The 14,438-nt window shown below is 59.2% G+C and carries 15 protein-coding genes; 7 read left to right on the top strand and 8 right to left on the bottom strand.

Features of this window, described 5'->3' with window-relative positions; translation table 11 throughout:
* Positions 1-7 precede the first annotated feature (7 nt).
* The 4 genes from J4E08_RS09950 to J4E08_RS09935 all read right to left on the bottom strand — a co-directional run bounded on the left by J4E08_RS09950 (position 8) and on the right by J4E08_RS09935 (position 1,714).
* The gene (locus J4E08_RS09950) at positions 8-202 is read right to left on the bottom strand and encodes a hypothetical protein (protein ID WP_349538328.1); all 195 of its coding nucleotides are present in this window, start codon (positions 200-202) and stop codon (positions 8-10) included.
* A gap of 131 nt (positions 203-333) precedes the next feature.
* Positions 334-573, bottom strand: a complete 240-nt coding sequence (locus J4E08_RS09945; RefSeq protein ID WP_349538327.1) for a hypothetical protein — start codon at positions 571-573, stop codon at positions 334-336.
* Positions 574-705: 132 nt separating this feature from the next.
* Positions 706-960, bottom strand: a complete 255-nt coding sequence (locus tag J4E08_RS09940; protein WP_349538326.1) for a hypothetical protein — start codon at positions 958-960, stop codon at positions 706-708.
* Positions 957-1,714, bottom strand: a protein-coding gene (locus J4E08_RS09935) for an IS5 family transposase (protein WP_349538325.1) whose coding sequence is annotated in 2 segments (ribosomal slippage) — positions 957-1,393 and positions 1,393-1,714 — 759 coding nt in all. Because the reading frame shifts where the segments join, the coding sequence is not laid out codon by codon here. Before J4E08_RS09935 ends, J4E08_RS09940 begins: the two co-directional genes overlap by 4 nt.
* Positions 1,715-2,131: 417 nt before the next feature.
* Between J4E08_RS09935 and J4E08_RS09930 the strand changes: the two genes are divergently transcribed.
* Positions 2,132-3,013, top strand: coding sequence for a DMT family transporter (locus tag J4E08_RS09930; protein ID WP_349538324.1), 882 nt, complete (start codon positions 2,132-2,134; stop codon positions 3,011-3,013).
* A 356-nt stretch (positions 3,014-3,369) separates the two neighbouring features.
* On the opposite strand, the gene J4E08_RS09925 is transcribed toward J4E08_RS09930, so the two are convergent.
* From J4E08_RS09925 to J4E08_RS09915, 3 genes are all read right to left on the bottom strand, one after another.
* The gene (locus J4E08_RS09925) at positions 3,370-3,630 is read right to left on the bottom strand and encodes a hypothetical protein (protein WP_349538323.1); all 261 of its coding nucleotides are present in this window, start codon (positions 3,628-3,630) and stop codon (positions 3,370-3,372) included.
* 571 nt (positions 3,631-4,201) lie between these two features.
* Positions 4,202-5,281, bottom strand: coding sequence for an extracellular catalytic domain type 1 short-chain-length polyhydroxyalkanoate depolymerase (locus J4E08_RS09920; RefSeq protein ID WP_349538322.1), 1,080 nt, complete (start codon positions 5,279-5,281; stop codon positions 4,202-4,204).
* 26 nt (positions 5,282-5,307) lie between these two features.
* Entirely contained in the window at positions 5,308-5,724 is a 417-nt protein-coding gene (locus J4E08_RS09915; RefSeq protein ID WP_349538490.1) for a ribbon-helix-helix domain-containing protein, read from the bottom strand.
* A 488-nt stretch (positions 5,725-6,212) separates the two neighbouring features.
* On the opposite strand from J4E08_RS09915, the gene J4E08_RS09910 reads away from it, so the two are divergent.
* The 6 genes from J4E08_RS09910 to J4E08_RS09885 all read left to right on the top strand — a co-directional run bounded on the left by J4E08_RS09910 (position 6,213) and on the right by J4E08_RS09885 (position 13,823).
* A complete protein-coding gene (locus J4E08_RS09910; RefSeq protein WP_502949258.1) occupies positions 6,213-7,805 on the top strand; it encodes an ATP-grasp domain-containing protein in 1,593 nt (530 codons plus the stop codon).
* Positions 7,805-9,805 (top strand): hypothetical protein, encoded by a 2,001-nt coding sequence (locus J4E08_RS09905; protein ID WP_349538321.1) that lies wholly within the window; start codon positions 7,805-7,807, stop codon positions 9,803-9,805. Before J4E08_RS09910 ends, J4E08_RS09905 begins: the two co-directional genes overlap by 1 nt.
* A 429-nt stretch (positions 9,806-10,234) precedes the next feature.
* Complete coding sequence (locus tag J4E08_RS09900; protein ID WP_349538320.1) at positions 10,235-11,050, top strand: TatD family hydrolase; 816 nt, start codon at positions 10,235-10,237, stop codon at positions 11,048-11,050.
* Complete coding sequence (locus J4E08_RS09895) at positions 11,047-11,847, top strand: MBL fold metallo-hydrolase (protein ID WP_183963192.1); 801 nt, start codon at positions 11,047-11,049, stop codon at positions 11,845-11,847. The genes J4E08_RS09900 and J4E08_RS09895 overlap by 4 nt, the downstream gene beginning before the upstream one ends.
* 37 nt (positions 11,848-11,884) lie before the next feature.
* Positions 11,885-12,820, top strand: coding sequence for an AEC family transporter (locus J4E08_RS09890; RefSeq protein ID WP_349538319.1), 936 nt, complete (start codon positions 11,885-11,887; stop codon positions 12,818-12,820).
* A 64-nt stretch (positions 12,821-12,884) separates the two neighbouring features.
* Positions 12,885-13,823: a DMT family transporter gene (locus J4E08_RS09885; RefSeq protein ID WP_349538318.1), complete on the top strand. Its 939-nt coding sequence runs from the start codon at positions 12,885-12,887 to the stop codon at positions 13,821-13,823.
* On the opposite strand, the gene J4E08_RS09880 is transcribed toward J4E08_RS09885, so the two are convergent.
* On the bottom strand, positions 13,747-14,430 hold the full coding sequence (locus J4E08_RS09880; protein ID WP_349538317.1) for a thiamine diphosphokinase: 684 nt from the start codon (positions 14,428-14,430) through the stop codon (positions 13,747-13,749). The two genes, J4E08_RS09885 and J4E08_RS09880, sit on opposite strands and share 77 nt — an antisense overlap.
* Between the last annotated feature and the right edge of the window lie 8 nt (positions 14,431-14,438).

Below are 14,438 nucleotides of genomic sequence, written 5' to 3'. Positions count from 1 at the left end.
CTTGGGCTTAATGCCCGACGAGTGGCATTAGGACCGAGCGCGGGACATGGTTGGCGGCGCAAAACACCACTGGCGCACCGCGATCCGCAAGCTCAGCAAGCAAAGCACTCGAACAGGTCGTGCCATGGGCATGGATGATGACGGCGGTGATTTCATCAAGCGCGACTCGGCCAATCTCGGCCCCGCTCTCGCTGACTTTCATGAAACCTCTTTCACGCTAAAGATGGCGCCCGTCACTTGCGATATCAATGACCCGATCCAATTTGAAAACCCGAAATCGACACGACAAATCACTGGAAAGGTGGCACTGATTTTTGATTCTTGCGGATCTGTTCAGATTTTCAAAGGTCCAGGGTCCCGGATGCGGCCGATTTCATCGACAACAACACGCCGTATCTTGGACTTCACAAGAGTGCCGGAACCCATTTGCAGAAACTTGAACGGATCTGTCTTGTCTCGATGTCTCGCGTCGCAGTTTGCGTCCTTGTGAGGGGCGAGAAACAGGCCGTTTGCGCGATCAAGTTTTTGTACAAAATAGATTTTTGTTTTGTTTTCCCTTTCGATAGCCACCATGTCTTTCTTGAAAATCCGTAGGATCCGTTTGGCAGCCGGATGCGGTCGCCTCTCAATTCCGGTGTGAGCTTCATAGGTGGTTACGACCTTTGGCTCGATCTTTCCATTCGGCAGCTTCCACAGCTCATAGCATTAGTTGCTGTCGCCCATATAGGCCTTGAGCGGCTTGCCTTTTTCGGTCTCACCGATCTCGACGCGAGCGGATTTTTGAAGGGTTTCAATCAGGCGTACCCGGCGCAGGCCCTGATAAGGGCTGTCTTTCTCGGAAAACGCGCGCAGCGCTTGCTCTAAGTCTTTGCCATCTTTGCCTATGGTCGCGACACAGAGCGCCTTCTGTAATTGCGGGTCACGGATATTCTTGCCCTTGGTCGTAGGGTCAGGACTCATAGCCAATAAATGACAGTTGCAGCGAGGGCGATTGCCGACAGGAAGACCTTCGGACAGCGGTCGTATCGGGTAGCCACTCGCCGCCAATCCTTGAGCCTGCCGAACATGATCTCGATCCGGTTGCGCCGGTTGTATCGGCGCTTGTCGTACTTGACGGTTTTCTTGCGCTGTTTTCGGCCGGGGATACATGCGCGTGTCCCTTTGTCTTTCAACGCTTCTCTTAACCAGTCGGCATCATATCCACGGTCCCAGAGCAGCCAGTCCACGTCCGGCAGGCTGCTCAGCAATGCCCGAGCGCCGATGTAATCGCTGACCTGACCCGCCGTGACGAACAGGTTCAGGGGCCGGCCTTCGCTGTCGCAGATGGCGTGCAGCTTCGTATTCATGCCGCCTTTGGTGCGGCCGATCAGGCGTCCGCGCCCCCCTTTTTCACGCCCATACTGGTCGCTGTTCGGTGGGCCTTCAGGTAGGTTGCGTCTATCATCACAGTCTTCTTTTCGCCGTGCTCGGCGGCCAGACCGGCCATCATCCGGGCGAAGACACCCTTATCACTCCACCGCTTCCAACGGTTGTATAGCGTCTTATGAGGTCCATAGCCAACAGGGGCATCTCGCCACCGTAACCCATTGCGATTGATGAAGATAATCCCGCTCAACACACGCCGGTCATCGACGCGGGGTTTGCCGTGGGACTTTGGAAAGAAGGGCTCAAGACGCGCCATCTGCGCGTCGCTCAACCAGAAAAGATCAGACATGTTCACCGCTCGGTTTTCGAGCCCTGAATCACGCCGTTTTCGAGCCCTGAATCACGCCGCTAAACGGAAATCAATGGGTCCTGACCCTAGAGCCACCAGTCAATCGAGGTTGTCCCAATATCCAAACCAAGCCGCATTTTCCCTCCAAGACTCTGATCAACGTCGAGAAATGTCGAAGCTAACAGCTGCCTTTGCAATTTGATTGTTGTGTGGACATATGGGATGATTGGTTCAGTTCAGAATTCGCGGTCGAGCCGTTAACAAGCTCGAAGTAGCACCACATTGAAGCGCGCCCTGCGGGGCGCGTTTTCCTTTTCCAGCCGTAGCGGCTTGCATGCAAATCCAGCTACGTGGTTGCGAAAAAACGCGGACAGTCAGTAAGTTCATTAGGCCCTGCAACCGCTCGAAGGAAATCAGATGAATACCGCACCGTCCAAAGCACACGGGTCCCATGTCCAGGGTATGCTTCTGATGTGTGTAGGGGTCGCCTGCCTGAGCGCCAACGATGCGATCGCCAAGGCCTTGACCGACGGGTATTCACCTCTCCAGATACTCTTCTTGCGGAATGTCATCGCCTTGCCCTTCACCATCGGCATCGCGCTGTTGATGGGCGGGCGCGCGGCACTGCGCTCGCATCGACCTGCCGCTCATTTGCTTCGCGGCGCGCTTTGGGTCGGTGCCGCGTTGATGTTCTTCACGAGCTTCATCTACCTGCCGCTCGCCGAAGCGACCGCGCTGATTTTCGTCGCTCCGTTCTTCATCACCGTGATCTCGGCCTTGTTTCTCGGGGAAGACGTGGGGTGGCGGCGCTGGATGGCGGTTCTCGTCGGATTTCTTGGGGTTCTCCTGATCATCCGACCGGGAGGAGCGGCGTTTCAAGTGATCTCTCTTCTGCCGGTGGCGACAGCGCTGGTGTACGCGCTGCTCATGCTCAGCGCCCGCTGGGTCGACAAGCGCGAAAGCGTATGGACTTTGCTCGTTTACTTGACAGGGGCCGGAGCGTTGCTGAGTGCGCTGATCGTGCCTTTCGTCTGGGTTCCGGTTCGCGCTGGGGACCTTTGGCTGTTCGCGGGCATCGCAATCTTCGGCACCGCCGGGATGACAATGATGACCCAAGCTTTCCGCTTGGCCCCTGCGGTGGTCGTTGCACCGCTCGACTACACCGGCCTGCTCTGGGCCACGCTCTTTGGATGGCTCATCTGGCGCGAAAGCCTGGACCTTATCACGGTTTTCGGTGCGACAATCATCATCGCGAGCGGCGTTGTCACGATCCTGCGGGAGCACCGGACCGCCTCGTAGAGCGCCATGATGGCAAGCTAGAGATCTGGAGATGGTCGCCGTCTGCCGGACAGTGCTGCACCACCTTCGGCGCCGGCGCCCCCTTCAGATCCAGTCACCAGACGCGGCCTACACGATGATGCGGCATTCTTGAGCCGGAGAGCTCAAAAGGCGATTAGGCCCAAAAATTCGCTTCGCAGTTCCGAGATCCGAACCAGCACAAAACGATGCCAGTCTTTGGCCGATAACGCCCGTTTGAACCATATTTAAAGGGGGTTTGAGCGCGAAGCCTCGCACGCTTCATATAATGACACTTACAAGCCGCAACAGCATCCTTGGAGAAACTTCGGCATCTACTGCAAAAAGCTAATTTCGGGTCAGAACTGGAATCTGCCAGCCGTCAGATCCATCGTGCAGGTCGCGTAAAGGTTCGCCTTCATATCCCGATCGGACCCGCAGTCGGTCAGCACCGTGTCGAGGATCGGGCAGTGGCTCTCGCCTGCGAAGTGGAAGCCGTAGGAGGCCGATCCGACCGACCGGCACCGCGTGAACCGCGTGCCGCGCACATGGCCCGTCGCCACATTGGCAAACACCTTGAAGCCCGGCACCCCGGACATGCAGGCGATGCAGTCCTCCAACACGCTTTCCTGACCGCGAACGCCAAAGCCCCCCGATCCGACCCAGCCCGAAGGTCCGGGCCCGCCATAAACGCTCCCGGCATGTGGCGGATGTCCAGAACCGTGCGATTGTTGGTCACGACCTTCACATCAGAGGTGACAACGATGCCGGTGTCGAGACGGATATGCGCATCCTGCAGGCCGATCACCGATCTGCACCCAGCGGGCCCAAGCCGGGTTCCACTCCGACCGCCTACTGTTGCGCACTGCCGGGCCGTTGTATCCGGTCGCGGTTGTCTGTTCGCGCTGGCGAATGCACGGCCCATGACAAGTTGCTGCGCGGCATCGGCGCTTCTGACGGACGCGGTTTTTGAGCCGGTAGGAAGTTTTTGAGCCGGTAGGAACAGGTGCTGCGGAGACTCCTTTAACCCAGATGTCCAAGCAGCCTGCATCTGTGCGCACTTCGGTCGGTATCCAACTACAGCCATCTAGAATAACTAACAGCGCCAATGCCCCGATCAGCGCCGCAGCAATCGTGGTGATCACAACCGCTGCGCGCTATACAGGCGCCGATGCGCGCCCTCTTGTCGACTTATCCCGCAGAGGGGGCGAAGAAGAACCGGATCATTTCGGCGCTCGCATCGGGGCCGTTTGGATCAGCATAGCTGCCTGCCGACTGCCCACCTGACCAGGCGTGTCCAAGACCCTCGACGATCCAATGATCCACTGTTTCTGTGCCGTCGGCGTCCAAAGTTGTGCAGCGCCGATAGGACCGTCCGCCCATGGTGCCCGCAGACTCGGTCTGTAGGGACTGCCCCGGACCTCCTTGCAGAGCCTGGCGCACGATCTTCTCACCGTTAGACGGGTGAACCGTGGCATCGGCATCGCCGTGGAAGACGATGGTCCGCGCGGCCGCCGTGCGCGGCGCGCTCGCGATCGTATTACCAGCCATTGCCGCGAAGGCGGAGGGAACGTCCTTCGCCGCACCTGCGGGCAGACCGGAGTGGGCGCCCACGGCCTTGAACAACTCCGGATAAGTGCCACCAAGGATGACAGCCATCGCCGCACCCGCGGAGAGGCCTGCCACGAACACTCTGCCCTCAGGAATGGCGTGGCGCGCGATCACTTCGCGCGTGAGGCCTGCAAGGATTGCAGGCTCGCCCCGGTCGCGCGCCTGGTCACCCCGGCTGAACCAGTTCCAGCAGGACTGGGCGTTGTCACCGCGCGATTGTTGCGGATAGACGACGACAAAGCGATGCTGTTCGGCCAAGGCATTCATTCCGGTGCCTGCGGCAAAGTCCTCCGGCGTCTGGGTGCAGCCGTGCAACATCACGACAAGGCCGGTGACCCCGTCTCGCGCGGAGGCAGGCACATAGGTGCGGTAGCCGCGCGTTCCCGCCGCGCAGGTAAAGCTGTCGGCGTCAAACTGCGCGCCACTGGGAAGGTCCAAGGCCCCGGGAGGCTGTCCTTGGGGTCGGAGGTGCGCCATCAGCCCCGACAGCGCCGCGGGACCGGTGTCACCGACAGAACCCAAGGGCGTGCCGGACGGCGACCCGGCGCCAAGACCGTGCCTGGCCAGCGTGCGGGTCACGAGGTCGTTGGCGGAGGTAAACTGCGCGGCGCGCGTTTGCCCGGTCGCCTGGCGCCATGCGCCGACGTTGAGATTCATCATCTGCTTTTCCTTGCAAAGAGCCGCCGCTACAGGATGCGGTCAGCGAGAGCCTTCTTGATGTCCGCGGATGCCTGAAGGCTGCCGAGAACCGTGATTGAGCCGATGGTCGCCAAAGCGAGCTCGGGCGTGACATCGGAGGCGATGCGCGCGAGGCCCACCACCTTGATATGCAGGATTTCGCCAGCCGCACGAAGCTGTTCAAGCTCCGCCCGGCCAAAGTCCCGCAGGCCCAGCTCCATGGTGTGGCGCTCGATGGACCGGTCGACGGCCTCCCCATGCGCATCGAGTTGCTTGCGGATCGCCGTGCGGATGAAGTCGCTGCGGTTCGAATAGAACCCTTCCTGGACCAGCAAATCGATGCGACCGAGGTCGACGAAGCCGAGATTGATGGTGATCTTCTCGTTCTCAGGCTGCTTATCCCTGAAGTGCCTTATCTCTGCCATTGGTGCCTCTCCATCTGTATGGATGGTATATGGCTGTTTTATCGCAGTGCGCAAGTGCTTCGTGCTCGATTTCGTCCTTGCGAGCTGCAAGGTGTGCAACGCGTGGCTGATCTGGTGGCCTAAGCCGCATGGGTGCTTGCCCGCCTTGACCGTCATTGCCCAGGCCGCCGCCTTTTCCAACATCACCCCCCCACCGTCCGAATGCCCGGCCAGATCGACAAGGGGGCAATTTGGCATTTCAGGTCGCGAGGTTTCGCCCTTGAACGAGGCGCAGCTGTTCCAAGGGACGAGCATGCGCGGCGATCCGGTTAGGCAGCAGCGCTTCGCTCCAATCCGAAAGCGGGCAGCCGGCCATTGCCGCCATCAAAAGATGTGTCGACCGTCGGACGGATTTCAGAGCGCTCTACAGTTCTTAGCTTCTCAATGTCTCCCACGCGTAAAGCGGCGATTTCGCGTTTTGCGCGGACCAGCACTTTACCCAGTAGGGAATGCATTTCGAAACGGAAGCGGCCGTCACACGGCATCCTTCTTCGCGATTGCCTGCAGTGCGACGCCTGATTGGGTTCCAATGCGATCGGTCTGTTTCGCTGTGGCTTCTTCTGATGTGCGGCCGTGAAACCCCTTCCGCGCGGGGAGCAGTCAGTCAGCCGAAACCGTGGCTTGATTGGAAATTTCCGCCTTTCACGTTAGGTAACCGCTCAAGGATTGCATGTAGACTGCTGGTGCTGCCGATCAGGCGCCAGTTTAGTGCGCAACTGATGAGGAGCCATCCAATGTCCAAAGAAACCCAAGCCCCAACGACCGAGGTTGTCTCAGGCTGGACCGATCCGACGCTGGATTCCGTGCGTGGAACTGAAACCCCCAAAGACCCGAACAAGGGATATATCGCCCTGCTCGGCTGGAGCTTTAACGCAATCAAGGCGGCTCAGAAATTTGACCGCCGCTACGTTGTAGTGGCGCCCGACTGGGCCGCAGATTTCTGCCAGGCCAATAACATTCCGTTCATTCCATGGGACTTTGCGCGGCTCAACGACAGGTCGATGGAAATCGCCCAGCGCCTCAAGGACGACGGCGTCGATGTGGCCATCCCGCTGTTCGAGGAAACCGTTGAATGGTCCGGCGCGATCAACTCGGTGCTCATGGACAAGCCGCGCATGTACGGGCAGTCCATCCTGTTCCGCGACAAGGCGCTGATGAAGCGCCGGGCTCAGCTGGGCGGCATCCGCGTCGGCATCTTCGAAGAAGCCTATGAAAAAGACGACATCATCCGCTTCATGAAGCGGGTCAATCAGACGCTGCTCAAGCTGGACGGCGACCCCGATGACCCGATCCACGTCAAGGCCTTCGACAAGGCCGGTTGCCTAGGCCACCGGATGATCCGCGATATCGAGGACATCGACAAGATTCCCGAAGAAGAATATCCGCTGTTGATGGAAAGCCATCTCGACGGTTGGGAATTTGCGGTCGAGGCTTGGATTCATGATGGGGAAATCAAGTTCCTCAACATCTCTGAATACGTAACCTTGGGGTATTCTGTCTTCGTACCGGCCACCAAGGAACTGGAGAGCTGGCGCGACGCGATCACCAAGCAGATCGAGAAGCTGATCAAGACGTTTGACATCAAGTTTGGCCAGATCCACCCGGAGTATTTCGTCACCTCCGACGGCGAAATGTACTTTGGCGAAGTCGCCTATCGTCCGCCGGGCTTCAAGGCGTTTGAGCTGATCGAACGGGCCTACGGTTTCAGCGCCTATCAGGCGTCCATGCTGGTGTTCGACCCCAAAAGCACCAAGGAAGAAGTCGACGCCTTCTTCCCCCGTGAGGTTGAGGATGCCAAGTGCTACGCGGGCTGTTTCGGTGTCTATCCGCGACGCCGCGTGGTCAGCAAACTGGAGATGCCGAAGGAAACAACGGAACATCCGTATTTCGAATCGCACGAACTGGTTGCGCCCACAGAGGAAACTGTCCCGGACAGGTCGGCCTTTGGCACGCACTGGGGGCTCTTGTTCTTTGCTGGTGATGATCCCATAAAACTGCGTGATCTGCTGAAAGCGCAGGAAGAGTTGGATTTTTACGTTTGATGAGAACGCTCAACGACGACCAAAATAATAATATCGACAGCCGGGCGTCTTGCTCCCGGCTGTCGGATGATCTGGACGTCGCGATTGAAGATCTCCGACAGGCGCAGCCCGATACCAAACTGGAAGCTCAGCGAGCCGTTTTGACCCTTGTCTGGCAGCTGTTGCAGACAGAGGGCGGGATGGATGCAATTTTCGAACGGGCGGCCCCCATGGATCTCGCCGGCGTGTTTGCCGGATCGGACTGGGACAAGCCGGAGGCATTGCTTCCACAGGTTTCGGCCAACACGCTGCTTGCGGAAGACACGGGTCTTGTTGCCATCGAGGTTTCAAGCCTGTGCCGGTTCCTGTCGGTTGCTACGGGCGCGACACGCCACCGCAACTTGCATCAGGACACCGCACGGCATTTCTTGACGCAGGTCCTTGCCCTCAATCTCAGGGATATCTTTGGCCAGTCGGACGAAGCGACGCGGTCCTTGGGCGAGCGGCAAGAGACCAAGGAACGGATCCTGCGGTTCATTTCCGAACACATCGGCCTGACGGACGTCCTAGGCGCGCTTGTCACTGAAATCTGGCGACTGCTTGAACAGCGCTCGGTTCAGGTCGGCGTTGTCAAAGACATGATTGCGCAGATAGCCATCGCCCTGAACGAAAACGGGACCGAGCCGGGCAGCGAGCGGCTTGGCGCGGAACGTCTTGTAAGCGCCCTGTTCGGCCCGACCGTCGCCTCTCTGGATGATCCGGGTGTTGCCGCTTACCTTGAACGGATCGAACATTTTGACGAGGCCGCCCTGTCCCGCGAGGCCATGGGCTTCGCGCGGGCGATGCACGACACCGGCCTTGTCTCAGACTACCATGTAACATTCCTGCTATACGCGCTGGATTACCATGATCGCGCGCTGGTGCCCGAAACGCTGGGCTTGGGAACAACCGGTCTGGATTGTTGGCGCCACTACCGCCGCCTGATCGAGGACCTGATCCGCGCGGGCGTCACACTGTCGACGCCTCAGGCCATTTACGGTCTGACAATGCTGCTGGAACGTGGTGTTCTGCACCATGCGCCGATGGTCCCGGCTCTGGATCGGCAATTGCGGCAAAAGGTGCGCGGTTCCGCCCGTGACCGCATCAGCCTTGGCTTTGGTGATGTTGTTTCGCCGGAGACGCATGTTCTTGCGGGCGTGCTGCAAATCATCGGCCAGCCACTTGGCGTTGGCCAAGGCGCCAATCCCACCTGTCAGTCGGCGCGCGCCATTGCCATGTGGTCCCAAGTCGAACCTGACTACCTGCTTCGTATCATTCATCAAGCCTCGGAATTCGATGCGATTCTGATGCATTTTGAAGGAAACGAGATCAACTCTGCAAACTTGCCCGTCGGTCTGGCCGGATTTGGCCCGATTGATGCTGATCCTGTCTCCGTGCTGTTGGTGGCACATCTTGACAAGATCTATGCCCGTATGGGGCAGCTTTGCATCGGGCGTGATGGAGATCCTCATCGTTGGATCAACCCTGAGTTTCACGGATGGTGGGTGTCACGCGACTGCGCTGTCGCCGTGGATGTGGCGACCGGAAAACTCGCGGATTACGACAGTTTCCTGCGCCGCTTCTTTGCCACCTATCACCCGCATCACAATGGCGATCTTCCGGTAAGCCACCCGCAACCCGCCGGCATCGCGGTCACAGATCCAAATCAACAATTCATTGGCTGGCACGCTATTGCCATTCTGCGCGTCGCCGAAGATCAGGTCGGAAACATGCGGGTCTATTTTTACAACCCGAACAACGACAGTGGGCAGGATTGGGGCGGCGGCGTCGTGGTGTCGACCAGCGGAAACGGCGAACGCAGCGGCGAAGGCTCTCTTGAGTTCGGGCACTTCCTGTCCCGGGTTTACCTATTCCACGACGAATTGTTCCGCGGCGATCAGACATTGGAAGATGTATCCGAAGCCGAGATCGAGTTGGTCCGAAAACAAGCAACGGATAGCTGGGCCGCCGACCGGCTGTGAGCCGTGACCATTTACATGCACTATAAGGCGTCACCTTTGAACGAGACGGTGACGCCAGCAATTTCAAGCTTTGTTGCAATTTGCCCCTGGTGTCCATGATGACGTCAGACCAAGTTTTGGTCGCCCGCTCGCCCCGCGCCCCGAGGCATGTAACACCCATTGCGGTCGATCATTGCAGTCCGACCCCGAAAACTCGGCATTCTGAGTACGATATCGGTAATAAAACGTCTCGACTAACCTCGACCTGCCCTCTCCTCGACCGGACGCGCGGTTCGGCTCCCGCGCCAAGCCCTTCGAGCAAAGCATTACGCAACTCACGCATCGCCTGATTAACCTACAGCCTTCTTCGCAGGAGCTTGAAGATACAGAGGTGCCGTCGTCTTGACCCTCTGCGTGTCCTCCTAGATACCAAGGCACAAAGGAGGCCCCATGATTACCACGCCCCTCATTACAGACAGCCACTGCCATCTCGACTTCCCGAATTTCGACGAGGCCCGCCCGGACTATATCTCGCGCGCAACGCAAGCCGGGGTGCATAGAATGGTGACCATCTGCACCAAACTGCGCACAGAACCGCAGGTCCGCGCCATTGCCGAGACCTTCGATCCGGTGTTCTATGCAGCCGGGACCCACCCGATGAGCGCCGCAGAAGAGCCCCTTGCCTCGGTAGAGGAGCTCGTGAAGCTCTCCGAACACCCCAAATTCGTGGGCATCGGCGAGACCGGGCTGGACTACCATTACACGGCAGACAGTGCCGAGGTGCAGAAGACCTCGCTCAAGATCCACATCGAGGCGGCGCAGGAAACCGGCTTGCCGCTCATCATTCACAGCCGCGACGCGGATGATGACATGGCGCAGATCCTGACAGACGGCTACCGCGCGCGTCCCTATACATGTGTGATGCACTGCTTCTCCTCGACGCCCGGCTTGGCCAGGGCCGCGCTCGACCTGGGGTTCTACCTGTCCATGTCGGGCATCACGGCCTTCCCCAAGTCACAGGAGCTTCGGGACATTTTCGCCACCGCGCCGCTGGAACGGATATTGGTCGAAACGGACAGCCCCTACCTTGCACCGCCGCCCTATCGCGGCAAACAAAACGAGCCGTCTTACGTCGTGCACACCGCACAAAAGGCGGCAGAGGTCTTTGGTCTGTCCTACGAGGATTTCGCCAAGGCGACAGAGGCCAACTTCGACCGGCTGTTTTCCAAGGCCGCCAGCTGGTCCCCGGCGCAGGTTTCCACATGACGGATCAGTTGCGGTTTACGATCCTTGGATGCGGCTCCTCTGGAGGTGTGCCGCGTCTCGGCGGCCATTGGGGAGAGTGCGACCCCTCCAATCCCAAAAACCGCCGTCGCCGCTGTTCGATGCTGGTGGAGCGGATTTCTGACGCTGGCACCACCCGCATTTTGATCGACACCACCCCCGACATGCGTGCCCAGCTGCTTGATGCAGGTGTCGGGCACCTTGACGCCGTGGTCTGGACCCACGCCCATGCCGATCATGTGCACGGCCTTGATGACCTGCGCCAGATCGTATTTAACACCAAGGAACGCCTGAATGTCTGGGCAGACGGAGAAACGCAGAACGACCTGATCTCGCGCTTCGCCTATGCCTTTGTTCAGCCCGAAGGCTCGCCCTACCCACCCATCTTGAACCTGCACACCATTGATGGGCCGCTGACCATCACAGGCAACGGCGGCGACGTGACCTTGACACCGTTCCGGGTAAACCACGGCGCCATCGACGCCTTGGGCTTTCGCATCGGCGACCTCGCCTACCTGCCGGATGTGGTGAAGATTCCCGAAGCCGCCTGGGAACATCTGCATGGCCTTGAATGCTGGATCCTCGACGCGCTGCGCCGTACACCGCATCCCACCCACGCACATCTGGCACTTGCCCTGGAATGGATCGAACGCGCGCAGCCCGATCATGCGGTGCTCACCAATATGCATATCGATCTCGATTATGACGCCGTGGCCGCCGAGACCCCGGATCACATTACACCGGCCTATGACGGCATGGTCCTGACGTATGACGTATAACGGGCGCCTCTGCGCCCTTCGACCCTAGGCCCTCCTGATGCAAGCGCTCCTTGATGTCATTCTTCCCGTCTTCCTCCTTATCGGGGCGGGATATCTCGCCGCGTGGAAGGGGGGCTTCGGCGAGAGCGCGGTCGACGGGCTGATGAAATTCACCCAGAACTTTGCCATTCCGTGCCTGCTGTTTCGGGGTATCTGGCAGCTTGATCTTGGGCCGGATTTCAACCCATGGCTGATTGTCTCATTCTATACCGGGTCGGTGACAGGTTTCACCGTAGGTCTGCTTGGCGGACGTTTTCTGTTTCAGCGCGACTGGGAAGACGCCATTGCCATAGGCTTTTGCTGCCTGTTTGCGAACTCGGTCATGCTGGGCCTGCCATTAACCGAACGCGCCTACGGCGAAGGGGCCCTTCAGGCAAACTATGTCATCATCGCCCTGCATTCGCCGATTTGCTACGGCATCGGGATTACGACGATGGAGGTCTATCGCGCCGGGCGGGATAAGCTGCCAGGCGCACAAGTGCCCGCACGGGTGCTCAAAGCCATGTTTCGCAACGCACTGGTGATCGGCATCTCTTTGGGCGTGATGGCCAATTTGACCGATGCGCAACTGCCTGCTGTCATCACCGATGCGCTTGATCTGATGATCCGCTCCGCTTTGCCGGCGGCATTGTTCGGCATGGGGGGCGTGCTCTACCGCTACAAGCCGGAGGGCGATTTCCGTGTCATCGCATTTATCTGTGCGGTGTCCTTGCTGTTGCACCCGGCGATCACCTTTACGCTGGGCACCCTGACCGGCCTGTCGACCGAGGCAAAACGCTCCGCCGTACTGACGGCCGCGATGGCGCCAGGGATCAACACCTATGTCTTTGCCAACATGTACGGGCGGGCGCGGCGGGTCGCAGCCTCAGGCGTTTTGATCGCCACAAGCTTGTCCTTGCTGACCGCCTGGGTTTGGCTGTCACTCCTCCCCTAGGACTTATGCGGTCAGCCGCGTCGGCCACTGGACGACACGCGCCACGGGCCGTATCGTCCGGCGCATGACCCATGCCGACCGTCCCATGTTGGGCATTTCATTGATGCTGGCCGTTTGCCTGTGCGCCCCTCTCGGTGACGCTTTGGCAAAGCTCTTGGGCGCGCATATCTCGGTTGGTCAGATCACAACCCTAAGGTTCGCCGCCCAGACGCTGATCCTTGTGCCGCTCAGCCTAGTTCTGGGGCGATCATGGAGTATGTCGCGTGGGACGTTTGTTCTTTTGCTTGCGCGAACGCTCTGCCACATCTCTGGCATCATGCTGATGGTCACCGCGCTGCTCTACCTGCCCATCGCCGATGCCATCGCCATCGCTTTCGTCATGCCCTTCATGGCGCTGCTTCTTGGTCACGTGTTTCTGAAAGAGCACGTGGGTCCGCAACGCCTGGTTGCCTGTGCCATAGGCTTTGGCGGCACGCTGATGGTCGTTCAACCCGCATTTGCCGAGGTCGGCGCACCGGCCTTGCTTCCATTGCTCGTCGCCTTTGTCTTCACCTTGTATATGCTGCTCAGCCGCAAGCTCGGGGCCCGACTAGACCCAATCGCACAACACGCCGTCGCCGGTCCGATCGCCTTGGCACTGCTGGTACCGGTCATGGCATTGACGCCCGTTTCCGTGCAGGAAATGTCGTGGATTTCGCCCACCTTGCATATCTGGCTCTTGATTGTGCTTATGGGGATCGTTGGAACAACCGCGCACCTGATGATGTCCTGGGCCCTCAAATACGCCCCGACAAGCACGCTTGCGCCGATGCAATATCTCGAAATTCCCGTTGCAACCCTGATTGGCTGGCTGATCTGGCGCGAAGCTCCCGGCCCGCTCGCCAGTTGCGGCATCGCCGTGACCATTGGCAGCGGCCTTTATATCGTCATGCGGGAACGGGCCAGTGCGGCGCGTTCTCTAATGACGAAACCAGTGCATCCAGGTGCTCCGCCGGCAGAATAAGCAGCATCCCTGTCGCTTCGAATTCAAGGCGCACAGGGCCTGAAACTTCGTTAGAGGTGCCCGTCACCCCACCGGGCGCAAAGGGGATCCCGTCCAAAGGCCAGCGCAAGCCCTCTGACCGCGCTGTAACCCGCCGCATGGGAAAAAGCGAAAACCGCGACCCGATGGGCAGATCCAGCACGATACTGGGCGGGCAATGACAGACCACATCATATTTCCCCACCAAGACGCAGCGCGTCTCCAGTCGCCGCACCAGTACATTCATTGCCGCCAGTTGGTGATCCAACCGGCGTCCGAGGAACCCATAGCCTATGACCAGCGGCGCTTTTATGTGGCGCAAACATTTGTCGAAATCGGTCGACTCTTGCTCTGCCACCTGGCGCAGAACGCCAGGCGCAAGCTGCGCCTTCACGTCATCTGAAAGCGAATCCATATCGCCAAAGACCGCGTCAGGCATCCGCCCCGCCGACAACACAGGGTTCGCTCCGCCATCGGCGGCCACGACAACCTTTGCATACTGCAAAACTTCTCGCAGAACTTTGTCCTGCAAGGCACCGCCGCCCACCAAAACGACCTGCGCCGTTGTTTCAACAATTTTAACGTTCATGGCAGATT

Origin of the sequence: Sagittula sp. NFXS13, from assembly GCF_040148795.1 — a bacterium.
In the GTDB taxonomy this organism is placed as follows: domain Bacteria; phylum Pseudomonadota; class Alphaproteobacteria; order Rhodobacterales; family Rhodobacteraceae; genus Sagittula; species Sagittula marina.
Note: the sequence above shows the minus strand (reverse complement) of the source record. Positions and strands in the feature narration are given on the sequence as shown.